Raw genomic sequence first — 14,806 nt, forward strand, 5'->3', positions numbered from 1 at the left:
TTATTCACCTTCTTTACAATAAACTACTTAGTCTCATACCAGCGTCCTTGGCATCCATTGGACGCTCTTTTTCTTCTTTAGCGTTTAACATATCCAACATATCAAAATAGTTTTGCTTACCTAAATCACTAGGCATCACACCAAAATTTTGAAACATTTGCTTTTTAAATAATTCCAAATTTTGAATTGAATTTTCTATTTCAACTGATTGTTTATGTAAGCGTTCATTTACTTTTTTGGGTCAGTTCCACCATTTTTAGCTTTTTCTTTTAATTTGGTTTCTTTTATAGCTTTATCAACATCTTCATCAGATAATCCTTGAACTAAACGTACTTGTAAATAACCAATATAATTTCCAAGCGTATATACGTTAGGCTTATTTTTATCTAATTTTTCTGATTGTTCTTTAGTTAAACCAAGAATTTTTTTAATTAATTCAAGTGACTCTTTAAAGAACTTAGATTGATCATCAAGTTCATCATTACTTCGTTCAAATTCTTTATTTTCATGTTTTAACTCAGCAATTTTAATTTCTTTATTAATTTGTTGCTTTTCATCTTCATCATCAGTAGCAGCTAATTCTGAATTTAAATCATCAATTCTCTTTTGATCAACATCTTCTAAAGCTTCAATTTGTCGTTGATTAGAACGTAAATTCATATCATTCATTAATTTAGCAAGATGACTTACCTGTTCCGTTTGATCAATACTGGCACGAACCTTTAGTGGTTTACCTAAACCGAGTTGTCTCACTCTTAAAGTTACTTCAGACATTTAAAATCCTCCTATTAAAAAAGCCGCCCATTTAACATGTACTGTTGATTTCATTGGCGACAAAAATTATTCAATTATGCATTTTTTTTATAAGTAACCACTACATTTTGACTAGTTGTAAAAGTACCAGTCAATGCAACAGTGGCTTTTTCATAAGTATATCCAGTTTCGGTTGGAGTTGGGATAGTGTAGCCATCTCCAGTTTTACCAGTTACTGATGTATCAGATAAACCATTAACATCTTTACCATCATCGTCTTGATAATGAACATTAATTGTTACATTGCTTACTGGAGTTGTTCCACCAGCAGTATTACCTGGGAAAACTTCATCAAACATAGCTTGTAAACTAAAATCACTATCACCTGCATCAAAGTATTTATAGACATGTTGAGCACCATCATTATCTAAGAATTGATCATCACTGATTGGGTCAAGTGCATCATAAGTAAATGCAGGTGCACTTTCACTTTGATTATTAGTATCAGTTTTATGGTTAATAGTTGGTACAATCATTTCACCATTGGCAAAGGCATCGTATGACATGTGGCCATCATAGCCCATGCTTCCAATAATCATCGCAACATGTGGCAAGTTAGTTGATTGAACCCAACCAGCTCCTACTTTTTGCATACCTAGAACTTTATGATAGGTATCTGCTTGTAAATCCATCACGTTAAACGCAACTTCTGGTGAGCTAGCCCCATGATTCATACGTTTCTTAACGTCTCCTGCATATTCCGCAACACCTTTTTCCATTAAGGCTGTGATATTGGCCTGGGTTACCCCTTGTTCAACACCATCAACTCCAGTGAATCCTGTTTCTGATAAGCCATCATCACCAACTACTACTTTTCCAGTAAAAGGGTCAACAATTGCTAACCATACATTTCTAACACCATGTGTGGCAATTGTTTGCCGTGTTAATTGTGTCATTTATTCAATTCCTCCAATTTTATTAAAGTAAAAAGTTTTTGTTACTTGACCTGTATCTGGGTCATTAATATTGGCCATACTTCTAGATACAGTCCAACCATTATCAGTAAATAAAGAAGCCAGCTGTAATTCACAATTCATAACATCAAGGTCCTCATTGTTTAATTCAAAATAAATCTGAACTTCAACAACAAAATTCCAACGCTTAAAATTATCATTAGTAAATCCAGTTGGCTCTGAAACTACTTCACTAACCACGATATTTGTTTCATTAGTTTGGTTCTCTAGATTGAGATTAGAAGAAGCGTTATAAAGATTATCAATCCAGCTTAAATTAGCTGAACTAATTAATTTTCTTGCTTGTGTAGTTGGTAATTCAATCGTTACCACCACCATTCATACCATTATGCCAAGCGCTCTCCATTGCTTTATAAACATCAGGTTTAGCTTGTTCAATTGATTTATCTACGAAGTTTTTACCTTTTGGGTTAGGTGCTTTAGCTGTTCCATTATTACTAAACATTGCAATTCGGTCATGATTAATACCAGTTTTTCTTCCTGTATCGAACCCGACCACATTTGAGCCATCTACAACACCGTCCATATTTTTAGCTTGAACAACTATAGAATCACGCAGATGACTGGCTTTACTAGTATCAACATGATGAGGATTAAAAGGTGTATTGTCTTTTAATACTTTTTCGTAAACTTTTGCACCTACATTGGTAATTTTGGCTTGCTTTTCAACATCTGGAACAGCATTCTTTATCGCCTTACATAAATTTTGTAATTGATCATCAATTTCACTCATCACTTAACCCTTCTTTCGAATTAATTGAATTGTGGCACGATCATAGCCTAATGGATCGATACCTGTATATGGAGTACTTGTAACAATTTCATATCTATTACCATTAAATTCAACTGCATTACACTTTGTAATATCTCCATTTCGTTTAATCACTAAGTCAATTTGGTCTTGTACCTTCATACCAATTGCCACAATATTTTGTGAACGTGTTCTAATTTGTTGAAAACAGTATGCTTGAAATAATGATGTAAACACACGTTTTGAACTGCCAGTTTTATCATTATTTACGCTATCTAAATAACCAAAATCAGCTTTTATATTAAAATCACTGTATAAATATTTTTTAGCCATTATCATCACTTTCTTCTTGCAGATATAATCCACGCAAAGTGCCTACAATACTGTTATAAGTACTATCTACGGTATATTGAGTACTATCAGTAGTAGAAATACGATAGGTGTATAAAGTTCCCGCTAAAGCATAACAACCAGTTTTATAAAGTGGTTCTACAAAATCTTTTGTGTAAAAGTCATCTATCTCAGTACCAACTGCAGTTTGCATTGATATTTCAGCAGAATTTAAATAACTACGCAAAAGGTCATCATCATCGCTTGAAAGAATACGTAACATACTCTTGATGTTCTTTAAATCTTCATCAGTATCAAGATAAAAATTCATAATTACTTACCTGTGTTTGAAGTATCTGTTCCTGTGCTTGCTGCAACTGGTACATTATCTGCAACATTCTTAAATGAACCCATTACAAATGAATCACTATCTGTCAATTGAACATCGAAACGATCAATAACACGGATTTTGGTTGTATCATGACGGAATGAATCATCCCCCACATTAGTTGATAGAAGAGTCATTTGTTGACGGTCAAATAAAGTAACACCTTGTTTTAGATCACCAAAGATAAATGGATGTGAACCTGAATTATCAGGTAACCAACGGTCAGCAATAACTACGACATTCTTTCCATCAATTTGTTTTTGTGCTGGATTAGTAACGCTTGATTGCATTAAATAATCTCCATTACCGTCTTTAACTTTTGATAGAGTATTAAAACCAGAAACATTAGTAATGATTGATGAGGTAGAAACAATGGCTGGATCTAATTCGGTATTCATAACATCTTTAACATCATCAAACTTAGCAATAGTTGGTTTCTTAGGTTGTGTACCCAATACACTAAGAATTGCATTATTACGTGTAACAACATCTTTTCTAGCAATCCAAGTGTTTAAGTATGACAAAATGTTTTCTTTAGTATCGTTTAATAAAGTATTAGTAATGGTAGAAATACCAACATAACGATGAATTTGATATTTAATAAGGCTCAATACTGGGTCATCATTATCACCAATCAAGCCACTTTCATCGTCTAAATTTGCAAATGGAGTGATATCTGATTGTTTTTCATAAACTCGTGACCCAGCTGGAATTGTAACATTTTCAATATTTACTAATGGTTCCAAACTGTCGTATTGACGTTTCAACGTATGAATGGCTGTTTGTTGATCAAATGGAATAGTTAATCCTGCGTTACCATTACCATCAGCATTTGAAGTCATTGCATATTTAAATTTAGGGTCATTTCTAACCATGCCTACAAATTTATCAACAAATGTAATTTTATTGTCAGCGTTTTTGTCAATTGGATTTGTTTCATCACCTGCAGTAGCTAATTTTTGATTAGCACGTGCAATATCTAAAGTTTCTTTAGCAGCTTTACGTTGTGCAATTGCATTTTTATAGCTATCAGATAATTTTGCAAATTCTTCTTTATCAAAATTATCATCTAAAGTAGCAGCTTGCATTTTTGTTGCAAGGTCACTAACTTTTTGTCCTGATGCAATCCATGCATCATTGAGTGCGTTAATATTCATATTCAATTCTCCTTGTTATTTAAAAGTGTCCATAAAAATAGCCAGCTTCTCGTCTTTTAGACTTGAAGTTGGCTTTTTATTTACATTAGATTTTGATTTATTATCTTTTTCTTTCATCATTGCCATCATTTTTTCGATAGCTTCATGACTAGGAATGGTATTAATAGATGCAGTCATAAGCGGCTTATTCTTATCTTCTGAAAACATAATGTTATCAGCAAAGCCATTATCCACTGCATCTTGAGCAGTCATAAAAGTAGTGTCACTCATCATTTTTAAAACATCAGCTTGAGACATTCCCGTCTTGAGTTGATAAGCTTGGGCAATACTTTGGTCTGTCTTATTCATTGAACTTAAAACAACATTTAAATCATCAGAATTACCGCTAAACGAAGTGGAACACTTATGAATCATCATTTGCCCAGTTGGACTGATATTAACTTTATCTCCTGCCATTGCAATTAAAGAAGCTGAACTAGCAGCCATTCCAATCACATTAATATTAATTGGAGTATTAGATTGACGTAGCATTGTATAGATTTCAGAACCAGCGGTTACATCTCCACCAGGACTTGATAAATTAATATCTAAAGTATCATCAGGCTTACATTTATCTAAAGCATCAGACACTTGTTGAGGGCTAATGGTATCCATTCCCAAATATTTTGTTAAAAATGAAGCGGTAAAATTATCTAAAACATCACCCTTTAAATTAATTTGTACCATTATTATCACCTCCCTTCTCTGGAAATATTGCATCAGGTAAATCTTCCATAAAAAAGCCTGCTTGTTTAAGCAGATATGTTGCTTGGTTAGGTGCGATTGCTTGATTTTTTGCTAGTTCTCCAATTGTTGAAGCATAAACATCGCCAGTTGGATCGACAGCAGCTCTTAAATCCATTGTGATATTAGCAGAAAGCTTATCATTAAGTTCGCCAACAATTGCATCAGAATAACGCGCAATTGCTTTAGTATAAATAGTATTTTCCATTTGGATTGATGACTGTTGATCACCAGTTCCATTAATTACACTATCAGGTACTCCATAAGCCTTAGCGATTTGAGAACCCGTCCAATTAACTTGTTTTAATAAATCAGCTACGTTTGACTTAACCTCAAGTGGACTAAATTCTTCTAATTCATCCAGAACAACAATTCCATTCTGGCTATCATTAATAAACTTATTAGCACGTTTCTTTCTTAAATCTGCATCCATCTTAGAACCAGCTTTTAAAGTTAAAACTCCACCGGCAGAAACAGACTTACTTAAAGCATTTAACGTTAATCTATTTACGTTATTTTTAATATCAATTTCACTTGCCAAAGCAGTTAACGGACTAATTCCAGTCATACCGCCATTATTACTCATTAGTCTTAAATGAATAACATCTCGTTGAGGTACATTGTTCATGATTCCAATTTGTGGCTCATCAAAAGTTAGATTATAAATAAGACCAGAACCATCAGCTAATAGAAAAGGACTAACTTGCGATGGTCTTAAATACTCCCATCGTGCGTCAGTCCCATTCATATTTCTAAAGCGATACGCAAATGATTCTCCGCCTAATAATAGTTGTGCAAACATACTTTGCCAAAATGCTCGACCATTAGTAGTTGAACTTGGATTGTTTAATATTCCTTGTGCCTTTGGCATATCTGCTACTAAAGTTGAACTTGCTAAATCTGATGATATTTGAAAAATAATACTATAAATATCTGAATTATGAAGTGCATCTCTAGCACTAACATATTTACTGCCATCTCCAGATGTTGGATTAAAATTTAAAATATCATCATCACCAATAATTGATGAATAATCCAGTTTGTCATTAATTTTAAATATAGGCATTAATTACCACCTCCTTTGCTAGCGACTAATTCACTTAAGAAGCCAGTAAAGAATAGTGCTAATCCTAATGCTAAAATGCCCCATTTCAATCCAAAATAAAAAGCAAAGCCAACTACACACGTAGTTCCTAAAACAAAGCATAAAACATCAAAATAAGCCCACATTAGCTTGAATAACTTTGTAAACAACATCAAATCACCACCTATCTATTATCAATAGTTTTAAATTAATCCATTTTTAGGATCTGAATACCAAGCTTTTACTTCATCAGCACTCATACGTTTAATTTGATTCTCAATATCATCTTGATAGGCATATTCAGTAAAATGTAATTTAGCTTGATAACAAGCGTCAATAGTTGCATCGACTGGGTCAATTCTCATTCTACGAGCCCCCTTATCAATCCTGATACCCATTCTTGTTTCTCGCACTACCGCATTTAATAAACTCTTTTTAAAAACATCATCATCATTAATCGTTACATCGTGATTAATAAAAGCGCGGCGTAACCATGAAGTAGGATCAGAAAGTTCTGATGGTATTTGAGCAATTGGCATAACTGGATAATTTGTACTATTAACAAGTGCTTCACTTAAATAACTACCTTTAGCAGCATTATCGAGTCCAAAAAAAAGAACATCCAAACGATGTTCGTCAATATATGCATTTATCCATTTAAAAATTGATTCATAATCAATCACTCCTGGATCAGGTTCAATTTCGCAATAACCTTTTTTAGATAATTCACGATAAGGTAATCCATCCGCTCTTTCCTTAGCTTCAATAGACCCATTGTCATGCCATGGTATCCACGAATACTGTTCAATATGAAATTTATCTTTTCCATCTAATTGATATGGATAAACAAATGCAATTGCTGAATTATCTCCACCAATTGAACCATCAAAACCAATATAAACTTTTCTACCTTCAATATCGAAGTGATTAATAACTGCAGTTTCAATATCATCTAAAGTAACGTAAGAATTATCATTTGTTTGTAGCCATAAATTCATTGATTTATTTTGAAAACTGCTAATTGAAGCAGTTACTAAGCTAGAACTTCTTTCATTTTCAATACTCTTTAAAAACTTTTCTTTTGAACCCTTTAAATTAATCAACGGATTAGACTTAACCCACATTTCTGGATTATAAGTTTCATCTTTATCATCTTGAGCCCAATCTAAAACTAAATAATTTAAATAATCAGGATCTCTCTTATAATCTCGCTCAATTGATTCTAAAACAGCTAATTCAGTTTGATGAAATTCAACATTTGGGTCTTCATATGCTGTACTAATCCTAATAAACTGAGGGCTTTCAACTCCCATAGTTTGACCAGAAGTAATTGAGTTAAGCTTCTTATGGTCATTAGCATCTGGACTACCGAATTCATCACCAATTGCAGTGGTAAAGTGAAAACCGTCATAAGTACCTGAATTAAATGTAATTCTCACGATCCGATTACGATTCTTTTTAGCAATAATCATATCAGATTGCGTATTTAAGCCCTTCAAATCAATTCCAATTTCCTCATTAAATTTATAAAAGGGATTTGTACGATTACGTAATGTTGGTCTAGTAAATAATGTGGACAATGTTTCCTTTACATAACTCATTAATTGAGCACTTTGCTTTGCATCAATTGATGAAACTAGAAATTGAAGATTATTTCGCCCAATACTTTCAATTAAAAATGAGTAACAAAGCACAATAGACATTAAATAAGTTTTACCATTATGTCTAGCAACTGAAACAATAGCTTTAGAAAAGCGTTTCTGTCCATCATTTACATTTAACCATCCTGATAGCATTGATAAGATAAATTTTTGCCAATCCATTAGGTCAACCGGTTGCTTGCTTTCTGCTTCCGGACAAATTTCAGCGAAGCTCAATAAGTTTGCCACTGATTGAAGATGATAAATAAATGGGAAACCATCAGTATTTTGCAACTGCAAATCTCTTAAATGTCTAAAACAAGCTAATTGAATATGGTATCCGGTCAGGATTTTTTTATCTAAGACATCAAATGCATATTTAGTAGCAGGATCCTTGTATTTATTTCTTATATCTGAAAAATCAATACTTTTATATGCTGAAAAAACATCTTTTGTCTTTGATAAATCAATTTTCATTATTTGCTCACCTCTTTATCTTTTACAAAAGAAGGCTTGAATATTTTTGCTAACGCTTCTGTTTTATTTTCAGTTTTTTCTTCATTATCAACATTTAACAAGGAATTTCTTGAAGCAATTGTTAAACCAATGTTATCCGAAAGTTTATTTAATGTAGTAATAGTGCTATTTAAAGCCTTAACCGCGTCGTTTTGTTTAAAGCCAACAAAGTCTTTTCCAATTATTTTTCCAGAACCATTTGCTTGAACAGATTTTTCAACACGATTAATAACTCCATCATCTTCAATCGAATCGTATAACTTACGCAAAATTTCATATTGAATACAAAACATCTCAATTTGTGTCTGATCAACTTTTTTATAATCATATTGTTCCTGCAAAATTGGAATAATTCTTCGCCACATTGAAGCAGCATATGATTTTAAATAATATGGTGGACGTTTTTTTAATTTTATGTTTTTTTGAACGTCATTTGACATATACTTTTTGGCTTCTCCTTTCCTTTAAACGTTGATTTAACGGCATTTATATTTTTTACCCCCCCAAATAAAAAATTTGAATTTTTTTGCTGGCCTACAGAACAGATTTCGTGTGTGCTACTCTACTGACAAAAAGTAAGGGGGGATATTTTATTTCTCTCGCATCATTTTGGAAACTTTCTTAACATCTTTTATTTCCAAAACATTTTTTAATTTATGGTTTTGACCTGTTCCATAGTAGTTTTGTTCCCAATCTGTCTTTAATTTATGGCAACTCCGACAAATCGTAGCCAGATTGGTTAGATTATCTTTAAGTTCATTGTCATATTCGATTGGTACAACATGATCCACAGTGCGACTGTTCGGTGTTGTTATTCCAATTGCTTTACAGTATTGGCACAAGTAATAGTCTTGTTCTAGTGTTGCTTGTCTGAGTGCTGACCACGTTCGACTGTGATAGAAACTATATCGTTCACGTGATGCACTATCTCGATTACGTTTCACTTTATTATATCTTTTAAGATACTTATGTCGCGCTTGGTTCCGCTTAGCTTGATACTCAGTTTCATATTGCTTATGTTCATTACAGTAATGTTTAGGATAAGTAACTAAACGTTTGCACGTATCATAACGACATCGTCTAACCTTAGGCATATGTACATCACTCCTATCTATGGCTTTGATTATCAAGTACTCATTCATACTTGAGTACAGGATTCCATCTCTTCTAAACATGATTAATGATTAGCACCACCAATATATTCAGTTAATATTTTTTCGATGTTTGTTAGCTTATCCATCACAGCTTGTTTATAATCAACTAATTCATATATATCGTTATCATCAATGATGTTCCCATCGTTATCGATATACTGAACTGGCTCATCATGAGCATATATACATCTAATTCCACTCTTTAAAACTTTAATCTTAGAAGACTTTTCCTTATTATTAAGTTTCTTATCAACAATCTTTGACATTGTATTTTCTAATTCTGCTTTGTCAATTAATCTACTAATTTCAGAGCACCTTTCAGATATATTTTCTCTAATTCTCATTCCTTCTTTTTCTATCTTTTTCATTAATATCTCCTTAATTTAAGATATAAAAAAGGAACGAATAATATATAATTATCGTCCCAAATCTATAATATTATTTAATTAAATTGCTTGCTGTTTCCATCACTTCAACACTTACTAAAGCATAAAACTTTCTCTCACTTTTAAATGTTTCTATAACATCATCGAATTTTTCATCAAGTAAAGTTTCTGCATTGTTATTTTTTTCTGTACTAATAAGATTAAATATAGGATTTAATGCGGTAGTCAAATTTAGATAATTTTTAGTCGCTGTCTCCATATAATTATCAATATCTAGAGAAAATTTAGTGCCATGCTTTTTATCAGCGTATATTTGTATAACTGCAAATGGATTCGATTTGTCACAAAATTTATTAAACAAATCAGCATCTATCCTTAAATAATTTGACAGAGTTTGTATATCTTGTAAACTTACTCCACGCTTTTTTAATTTTTCTAAATTATTTAAAATTCTTTGAACTTTTATTGATGCTTCATGACAATATGATGATAAATCCACATAATATTTATAATTTTCAACATTTATCGCTGAATCAAAATTATTTTTTCTCTCTGAAATTAATTGTTTTTTTAAAGATTTAGTTTGCATTTTATTTTGAACAGTAACCTGCCACCAAATTCCTCCAATAGCAATAACAGATCCAAAAAATGACGCTCCTGCTTGCAACCAGTCACCGCTACTAACTCCTAAAAACATATAATCACCTCTAAAGTGATTATAGCAAATATAAATAAAATCGACGTCTTAAAATTTGTTTATGCAATATATAATTAATGCAATAATAATTGAAAATATAATTATTAATATTGATCCCTCAATTACATAATTTCATGTAAAAAACTTTTTAGCATTATTACAACACCTTCTATATTCTAATTAATTACGTATAAACAAAAAGACACCCATTGTGGATGTCTTCGAACATAAGATTGTGTATTGGGTTTATCTATAACTCTTTCACAATACTATTATCTCATGTGTTAATAATAAAAAGTTCCTGCATTCTTCCTGTAAAATTCCGAAAAGTTCCTGCAAAGTTCCTATTTTTCATATACTACAATCTCTAATCCATATACTTCAATTGCGACAGCAAAATCTAATAACGCTTTGCATTTAAGTGCCTGATAACGTGATGTACTATAATCTAAATCTAGAGCTACATCACTGTCCTGACTACCTTCTAGATAAACTGCATTCAAGATAAATTTTTCAAATGATGGCAATGATTTAATCGCTTTAACGACGTTTCTAACGTCTTCTTGGCGTTGTAACATTAACACGTTCTTTCGTTCACTAGAGTTACCGTATGGTGTTCCTGATGGAATATCCGAAATAATTGGAGACTTAATACTTAATGAATTAATGCTTGCTTGAATTTGCATTTTAGGAAACTGATATTTAAAGAATCTTTTGGCATTGTTTACCGTCTTACGTTGATTAATTTCTGGAAATAATTCCATTCTAACCCCTCCATGATTGGTAGATACAATATGTTATAATAAAGGTATTCGAGAGCTTTATTAGTCTACCAATAGTGGGCTTTTTTTTATGCAATTTTATTAGTTTGATTGTGTTGTAATGTTTAAGTGCTGTTATCATTAAAGTATAAATTATTTAAAATATTTAATGGAGAGTGGATAATATGGAAAATAAAACTGGAATTGTCGTAGAAAAATATGGAAATTTATTTACCGCTCCAATTAGCATTCCAATCGCTCATTGTATTGCCATTGATTGTGGTTTAGGTGCTGGAATTGCTAAAGTCTTTAGTGCTAAATTTCCCACACTACAGAATTACTTAAAGACAACCGTTAAAAAACAAAATCTAACATATCCTTGTGTTGTACCTTATCAAGCAACTGACGGTCGTTTAATATTTAATTTAATCGACAAACCAATCTCTACCAAAGTACCAATTAGAGCTGATTTAAATATAGTTTTAGTGAAATTGTATGCAAAATTAAAAGAAAAGAACATTAAAATTATTGCAATGCCCAAAATTGGAGCTGGTTTGGATAAATTAAATTGGGAAATAACTAGACTTCAATTAGTTAGATTGAGTAAAAAATATGGAATTAAAACTATAATTTATAAACTATAAATTATCAGTCTGCCAATCGGTGGGCTTTTTTTATTTTTAAATTATTAACGTGTTATCTATCTAAATTATGCTGTTTTCTAAAATCATCAATTTTCTTATTTGACTCTTCAATTTTTCTTTTAGTCTCATAAAATTCTTTATCTAATCTAGCATTTTCTACATAAAGCTTAACTAACGTTCTTATGACGATAAATGCAATTAAAATAACTAGTAAAGTCAATCCCACTAAAAATATGATTCCTAAAATACATAAAATATTTAATAACATGATTACTCCTCTTTATTCACTGGCGATACTTTAAACAACTCCGTACCATCAATTTCACTAACAATAAATGTTTCACCTTTATTTACTCTGTCTTTAAATTTATGAACTAAATCAACTTGTGCTTTATAATAGTTTCTTTCAATCTTTTGATTTGTCTCTTCTAAATCTCTTAACCAATTAAAAGCTGTCTTATTCATAACAGCAAAGCTAATTGATGCACCTAATACAAAACTAATTAATCCTATTAGCATATTATTTCCCTCCCATCTGTCTATCACATAATTTATCTGTAATCTGTTGTAACAACATTTCTAATCCTTCATCATCAACTTCAATGAAATCATCTTTTGAGGTATCTTTATTACTCATAAAATGAACGTCCTCTCCTGATTTCATTTGAGCAAATGAATTACTTGGAAAATATAATTTATAAACTTTCTGATTATCGTTTTCGTATTGTCGTTTATTTAGCATAAATACTCCTTATAAGTTTTATAATGCCTCTTATTAAATTGTACTGATATAATTTATAGTGGAGGAGATTATTATGAGTTATAGAATTGTTAAAATTCATTTAGATAAAAGCAAACCAGAGATGGAAAGAAGTATAACAAAAATTCAATTAAGCGATGGAACAATTGAAAACGTTTCTGATGTTGTGCAATATATAAACGATGAATTGATTTATTATTTCAAAACCATTGAAGGTGAAACAGCAGTGGTTAATGTAGTTTATCCTTCACAAAAAAAAGGATATCAACCACCTTATATTTGCACAGAAAACAGTAGAAAAGTTTTAAATGGACATAACATGATGGATCTTCCACGCTTTTGATATTAAAGCATTTTTCATTTTTATATGAAGATGCTTTTTTATTTTGCTTTAATCAATTCTTTAATCTTCTCAGGTCTAAACCCTGTCCAAGTTTCGTGTTCAGTTTTAACTATTGGGGTTGCTTTAAATCCTTGATTTTTCAATTGTTCACGAATTAAGTTACCATCTTTAACTTGATCTAGATTAATCTCTTTAAATTCAATACCATCGCGTTTTAGTTCTCGTTTAGTTAATTTGCATTGAATACAGCCATCTTTTGAATATACTGTTACTTTATTCATCTTCAACCTCCTCCATATGTTTGATAACAGTAAAATCATATTTAAAGCTAACAGGTATGTCATAACCATAAATATCGGGAATGATTTTAATGTTTTTAGGGCTATAACCTAAATCAGATAGATTATTAATCTGATCTTTAATTGACTCAAATGTATCTGTCCAATTTTGACCACTACCTGCCCTTTTTATCTCTTCAAAATTATTCATGTTTATTCTCCATTCTTTCATTGATTTCTCTAAGTTGTTCAACTGTAAATTTATTCATCATAAATTGTCTTAATTTTCTATTTTGAATTATTGCATTTACTCTTTCAACTGTATTCAAAATCATTGCTAACACAATAATTGCAAAAACCATTTCTGCTAATAAAATCATTCTATTTATCTCCTATAACCTTCAATGCATCATCCACTGATCTACATACACCATATAAAACTGGTAAATCTTTAACAAAATTTGCAAATTTAATTTGATCAGGTCGGCGTTTACCAATTTCATTTTTAACTTCAATAAAGAAAATCTTTCCGTCTGAATGTCTAAATCCAAATAAATCTGGGAAGCCACGTGGCAAACCTGTATCAAACCATCTGCCATTTTTCATTAAAGCTTTACCGACATTTGCACGAAAAACCGTACAACCGTTTTTTGATAAAGCAACACGAATGTTATTTTGAATTAAATGTTCACTAGTCATCTATATCACCCACTGGAATAACATCTTCATCTCTAATCCAAAGATTTGATAACTGCTTACGAATAGCTTCAGTTTCTGCAAATGTGAATTGAGTTTTTGCAAAGCCGATTTCACGTCTGCTATCAACAAAGTATTTATTTTCTCTAAGATTTAAATTAAGATAGCAATTATCTGTTTTAATATCTTGACCTAAGAAAATGTAATATTTATTCATTTTAATACTCCTTTGAAGTAATCATATAAAGCATTAGAAAATATAATGATTACTAAAATGATACATAAATAGATAAAATAACCACTATTAGCTAACCAAACTAATCCAACAACCACAATGGTTGAAGCGATTAATGATAATAAATACAAAAATATTTTTTTAATCATTTAATTTCCTCCTTGTATATAGCAATAAGCATTAAATTAGCATCTACTTTTTTAATGACGTTACATTGACGCTACTTGTGATGACACTTCTTTTCCTTGTCGCTCTAGGTTTTATAAAGCGTTGCTACTAAAAACATAGTTACAAACCTCTAAATTATTTCTTCGTTTATATCTATTACTACTATTCTTTTATAAGTTTTAGTGATATATAGTAACGTCATAGCATCAATAACGTCATAAACGTTGATATATCAGCATTTACAAATG

28 protein-coding genes are annotated in these 14,806 nt (G+C 31.2%); 2 read left to right on the forward strand and 26 right to left on the reverse strand.

Features of this window, described 5'->3' with window-relative positions; genetic code table 11:
• Positions 1 to 13: 13 nt before the first annotated feature.
• From ACQW5G_RS00500 to ACQW5G_RS00580, 17 genes are all read right to left on the reverse strand, one after another.
• Positions 14 to 178, reverse strand: a complete 165-nt coding sequence (locus tag ACQW5G_RS00500; protein WP_429971150.1) for a hypothetical protein — start codon at positions 176 to 178, stop codon at positions 14 to 16.
• A gap of 50 nt (positions 179 to 228) precedes the next feature.
• Complete coding sequence (locus tag ACQW5G_RS00505; RefSeq protein ID WP_429971151.1) at positions 229 to 774, reverse strand: phage tail tube assembly chaperone; 546 nt, start codon at positions 772 to 774, stop codon at positions 229 to 231.
• 74 nt (positions 775 to 848) lie between these two features.
• Positions 849 to 1,709 (reverse strand): phage tail protein, encoded by an 861-nt coding sequence (locus tag ACQW5G_RS00510; protein WP_429971152.1) that lies wholly within the window; start codon positions 1,707 to 1,709, stop codon positions 849 to 851.
• Positions 1,710 to 2,099: a DUF806 family protein gene (locus ACQW5G_RS00515; protein WP_429971153.1), complete on the reverse strand. Its 390-nt coding sequence runs from the start codon at positions 2,097 to 2,099 to the stop codon at positions 1,710 to 1,712.
• The gene (locus ACQW5G_RS00520; RefSeq protein ID WP_429971856.1) at positions 2,086 to 2,520 is read right to left on the reverse strand and encodes an HK97-gp10 family putative phage morphogenesis protein; all 435 of its coding nucleotides are present in this window, start codon (positions 2,518 to 2,520) and stop codon (positions 2,086 to 2,088) included. Before ACQW5G_RS00520 ends, ACQW5G_RS00515 begins: the two co-directional genes overlap by 14 nt.
• A gap of 3 nt (positions 2,521 to 2,523) precedes the next feature.
• Positions 2,524 to 2,871 (reverse strand): phage head closure protein, encoded by a 348-nt coding sequence (locus ACQW5G_RS00525; RefSeq protein ID WP_429971154.1) that lies wholly within the window; start codon positions 2,869 to 2,871, stop codon positions 2,524 to 2,526.
• On the reverse strand, positions 2,864 to 3,199 hold the full coding sequence (locus tag ACQW5G_RS00530) for a head-tail connector protein (protein ID WP_429971155.1): 336 nt from the start codon (positions 3,197 to 3,199) through the stop codon (positions 2,864 to 2,866). The genes ACQW5G_RS00525 and ACQW5G_RS00530 overlap by 8 nt, the downstream gene beginning before the upstream one ends.
• 2 nt (positions 3,200 to 3,201) lie before the next feature.
• Positions 3,202 to 4,413, reverse strand: a complete 1,212-nt coding sequence (locus tag ACQW5G_RS00535) for a phage major capsid protein (RefSeq protein WP_429971156.1) — start codon at positions 4,411 to 4,413, stop codon at positions 3,202 to 3,204.
• Positions 4,414 to 4,428: 15 nt separating this feature from the next.
• Positions 4,429 to 5,139, reverse strand: a complete 711-nt coding sequence (locus tag ACQW5G_RS00540; RefSeq protein ID WP_429971157.1) for a head maturation protease, ClpP-related — start codon at positions 5,137 to 5,139, stop codon at positions 4,429 to 4,431.
• On the reverse strand, positions 5,126 to 6,262 hold the full coding sequence (locus ACQW5G_RS00545; protein ID WP_429971158.1) for a phage portal protein: 1,137 nt from the start codon (positions 6,260 to 6,262) through the stop codon (positions 5,126 to 5,128). The genes ACQW5G_RS00540 and ACQW5G_RS00545 overlap by 14 nt, the downstream gene beginning before the upstream one ends.
• Positions 6,262 to 6,453, reverse strand: a complete 192-nt coding sequence (locus tag ACQW5G_RS00550) for a DUF1056 family protein (RefSeq protein WP_429971159.1) — start codon at positions 6,451 to 6,453, stop codon at positions 6,262 to 6,264. The genes ACQW5G_RS00545 and ACQW5G_RS00550 overlap by 1 nt, the downstream gene beginning before the upstream one ends.
• Before the next feature lie 30 nt (positions 6,454 to 6,483).
• A complete protein-coding gene (locus tag ACQW5G_RS00555) occupies positions 6,484 to 8,397 on the reverse strand; it encodes a terminase TerL endonuclease subunit (RefSeq protein ID WP_429971160.1) in 1,914 nt (637 codons plus the stop codon).
• On the reverse strand, positions 8,397 to 8,876 hold the full coding sequence (locus tag ACQW5G_RS00560) for a phage terminase small subunit P27 family (protein WP_429971161.1): 480 nt from the start codon (positions 8,874 to 8,876) through the stop codon (positions 8,397 to 8,399). Before ACQW5G_RS00560 ends, ACQW5G_RS00555 begins: the two co-directional genes overlap by 1 nt.
• Before the next feature lie 150 nt (positions 8,877 to 9,026).
• Positions 9,027 to 9,530, reverse strand: coding sequence for an HNH endonuclease (locus ACQW5G_RS00565; RefSeq protein WP_429971162.1), 504 nt, complete (start codon positions 9,528 to 9,530; stop codon positions 9,027 to 9,029).
• Positions 9,531 to 9,613: 83 nt separating this feature from the next.
• Positions 9,614 to 9,958 (reverse strand): hypothetical protein, encoded by a 345-nt coding sequence (locus tag ACQW5G_RS00570; protein ID WP_429971163.1) that lies wholly within the window; start codon positions 9,956 to 9,958, stop codon positions 9,614 to 9,616.
• Positions 9,959 to 10,028: 70 nt separating this feature from the next.
• Positions 10,029 to 10,673 (reverse strand): hypothetical protein, encoded by a 645-nt coding sequence (locus ACQW5G_RS00575; RefSeq protein WP_429971164.1) that lies wholly within the window; start codon positions 10,671 to 10,673, stop codon positions 10,029 to 10,031.
• 344 nt (positions 10,674 to 11,017) lie between these two features.
• Positions 11,018 to 11,437 carry an ArpU family phage packaging/lysis transcriptional regulator gene (locus ACQW5G_RS00580; RefSeq protein WP_429971165.1) on the reverse strand — a complete coding sequence of 140 codons (420 nt, stop codon included), beginning with the start codon at positions 11,435 to 11,437 and terminating at the stop codon, positions 11,018 to 11,020.
• Positions 11,438 to 11,619: 182 nt separating this feature from the next.
• Between ACQW5G_RS00580 and ACQW5G_RS00585 the strand changes: the two genes are divergently transcribed.
• Positions 11,620 to 12,078, forward strand: coding sequence for a hypothetical protein (locus tag ACQW5G_RS00585; protein WP_429971166.1), 459 nt, complete (start codon positions 11,620 to 11,622; stop codon positions 12,076 to 12,078).
• A 52-nt stretch (positions 12,079 to 12,130) separates the two neighbouring features.
• Here ACQW5G_RS00585 and ACQW5G_RS00590 read toward each other — a convergent pair whose 3' ends face one another.
• Genes ACQW5G_RS00590 through ACQW5G_RS00600 form a run of 3 tightly spaced genes read right to left on the reverse strand, consistent with a single transcriptional unit; the run spans position 12,131 to position 12,820 of the window.
• Positions 12,131 to 12,346: a hypothetical protein gene (locus tag ACQW5G_RS00590; RefSeq protein WP_429971167.1), complete on the reverse strand. Its 216-nt coding sequence runs from the start codon at positions 12,344 to 12,346 to the stop codon at positions 12,131 to 12,133.
• 2 nt (positions 12,347 to 12,348) lie between these two features.
• A complete protein-coding gene (locus tag ACQW5G_RS00595; protein WP_429971168.1) occupies positions 12,349 to 12,597 on the reverse strand; it encodes a hypothetical protein in 249 nt (82 codons plus the stop codon).
• 1 nt (position 12,598) lies between these two features.
• On the reverse strand, positions 12,599 to 12,820 hold the full coding sequence (locus tag ACQW5G_RS00600) for a hypothetical protein (protein ID WP_429971169.1): 222 nt from the start codon (positions 12,818 to 12,820) through the stop codon (positions 12,599 to 12,601).
• A 73-nt stretch (positions 12,821 to 12,893) separates the two neighbouring features.
• Between ACQW5G_RS00600 and ACQW5G_RS00605 the strand changes: the two genes are divergently transcribed.
• Positions 12,894 to 13,181: a DUF3892 domain-containing protein gene (locus ACQW5G_RS00605; protein WP_429971170.1), complete on the forward strand. Its 288-nt coding sequence runs from the start codon at positions 12,894 to 12,896 to the stop codon at positions 13,179 to 13,181.
• Between the two features lie 38 nt (positions 13,182 to 13,219).
• On the opposite strand, the gene nrdH is transcribed toward ACQW5G_RS00605, so the two are convergent.
• Genes nrdH through ACQW5G_RS00635 form a run of 6 tightly spaced genes read right to left on the reverse strand, consistent with a single transcriptional unit; the run spans position 13,220 to position 14,539 of the window.
• Positions 13,220 to 13,462, reverse strand: coding sequence for a glutaredoxin-like protein NrdH (nrdH, locus tag ACQW5G_RS00610; RefSeq protein WP_429971171.1), 243 nt, complete (start codon positions 13,460 to 13,462; stop codon positions 13,220 to 13,222).
• Positions 13,455 to 13,670, reverse strand: a complete 216-nt coding sequence (locus ACQW5G_RS00615; protein ID WP_429971172.1) for a hypothetical protein — start codon at positions 13,668 to 13,670, stop codon at positions 13,455 to 13,457. The genes nrdH and ACQW5G_RS00615 overlap by 8 nt, the downstream gene beginning before the upstream one ends.
• Positions 13,663 to 13,839, reverse strand: a complete 177-nt coding sequence (locus ACQW5G_RS00620; protein ID WP_429971173.1) for a hypothetical protein — start codon at positions 13,837 to 13,839, stop codon at positions 13,663 to 13,665. The genes ACQW5G_RS00615 and ACQW5G_RS00620 overlap by 8 nt, the downstream gene beginning before the upstream one ends.
• A 1-nt stretch (position 13,840) precedes the next feature.
• A complete protein-coding gene (locus ACQW5G_RS00625; protein WP_429971174.1) occupies positions 13,841 to 14,158 on the reverse strand; it encodes a VRR-NUC domain-containing protein in 318 nt (105 codons plus the stop codon).
• The gene (locus tag ACQW5G_RS00630; protein WP_429971175.1) at positions 14,151 to 14,372 is read right to left on the reverse strand and encodes a hypothetical protein; all 222 of its coding nucleotides are present in this window, start codon (positions 14,370 to 14,372) and stop codon (positions 14,151 to 14,153) included. Before ACQW5G_RS00630 ends, ACQW5G_RS00625 begins: the two co-directional genes overlap by 8 nt.
• A complete protein-coding gene (locus tag ACQW5G_RS00635; RefSeq protein WP_429971176.1) occupies positions 14,369 to 14,539 on the reverse strand; it encodes a hypothetical protein in 171 nt (56 codons plus the stop codon). The genes ACQW5G_RS00630 and ACQW5G_RS00635 overlap by 4 nt, the downstream gene beginning before the upstream one ends.
• Positions 14,540 to 14,806: the final 267 nt, after the last annotated feature.

The sequence above is a fragment of the Fructilactobacillus sp. Tb1 genome, from assembly GCF_050500285.1.
GTDB lineage: Bacteria > Bacillota > Bacilli > Lactobacillales > Lactobacillaceae > Fructilactobacillus.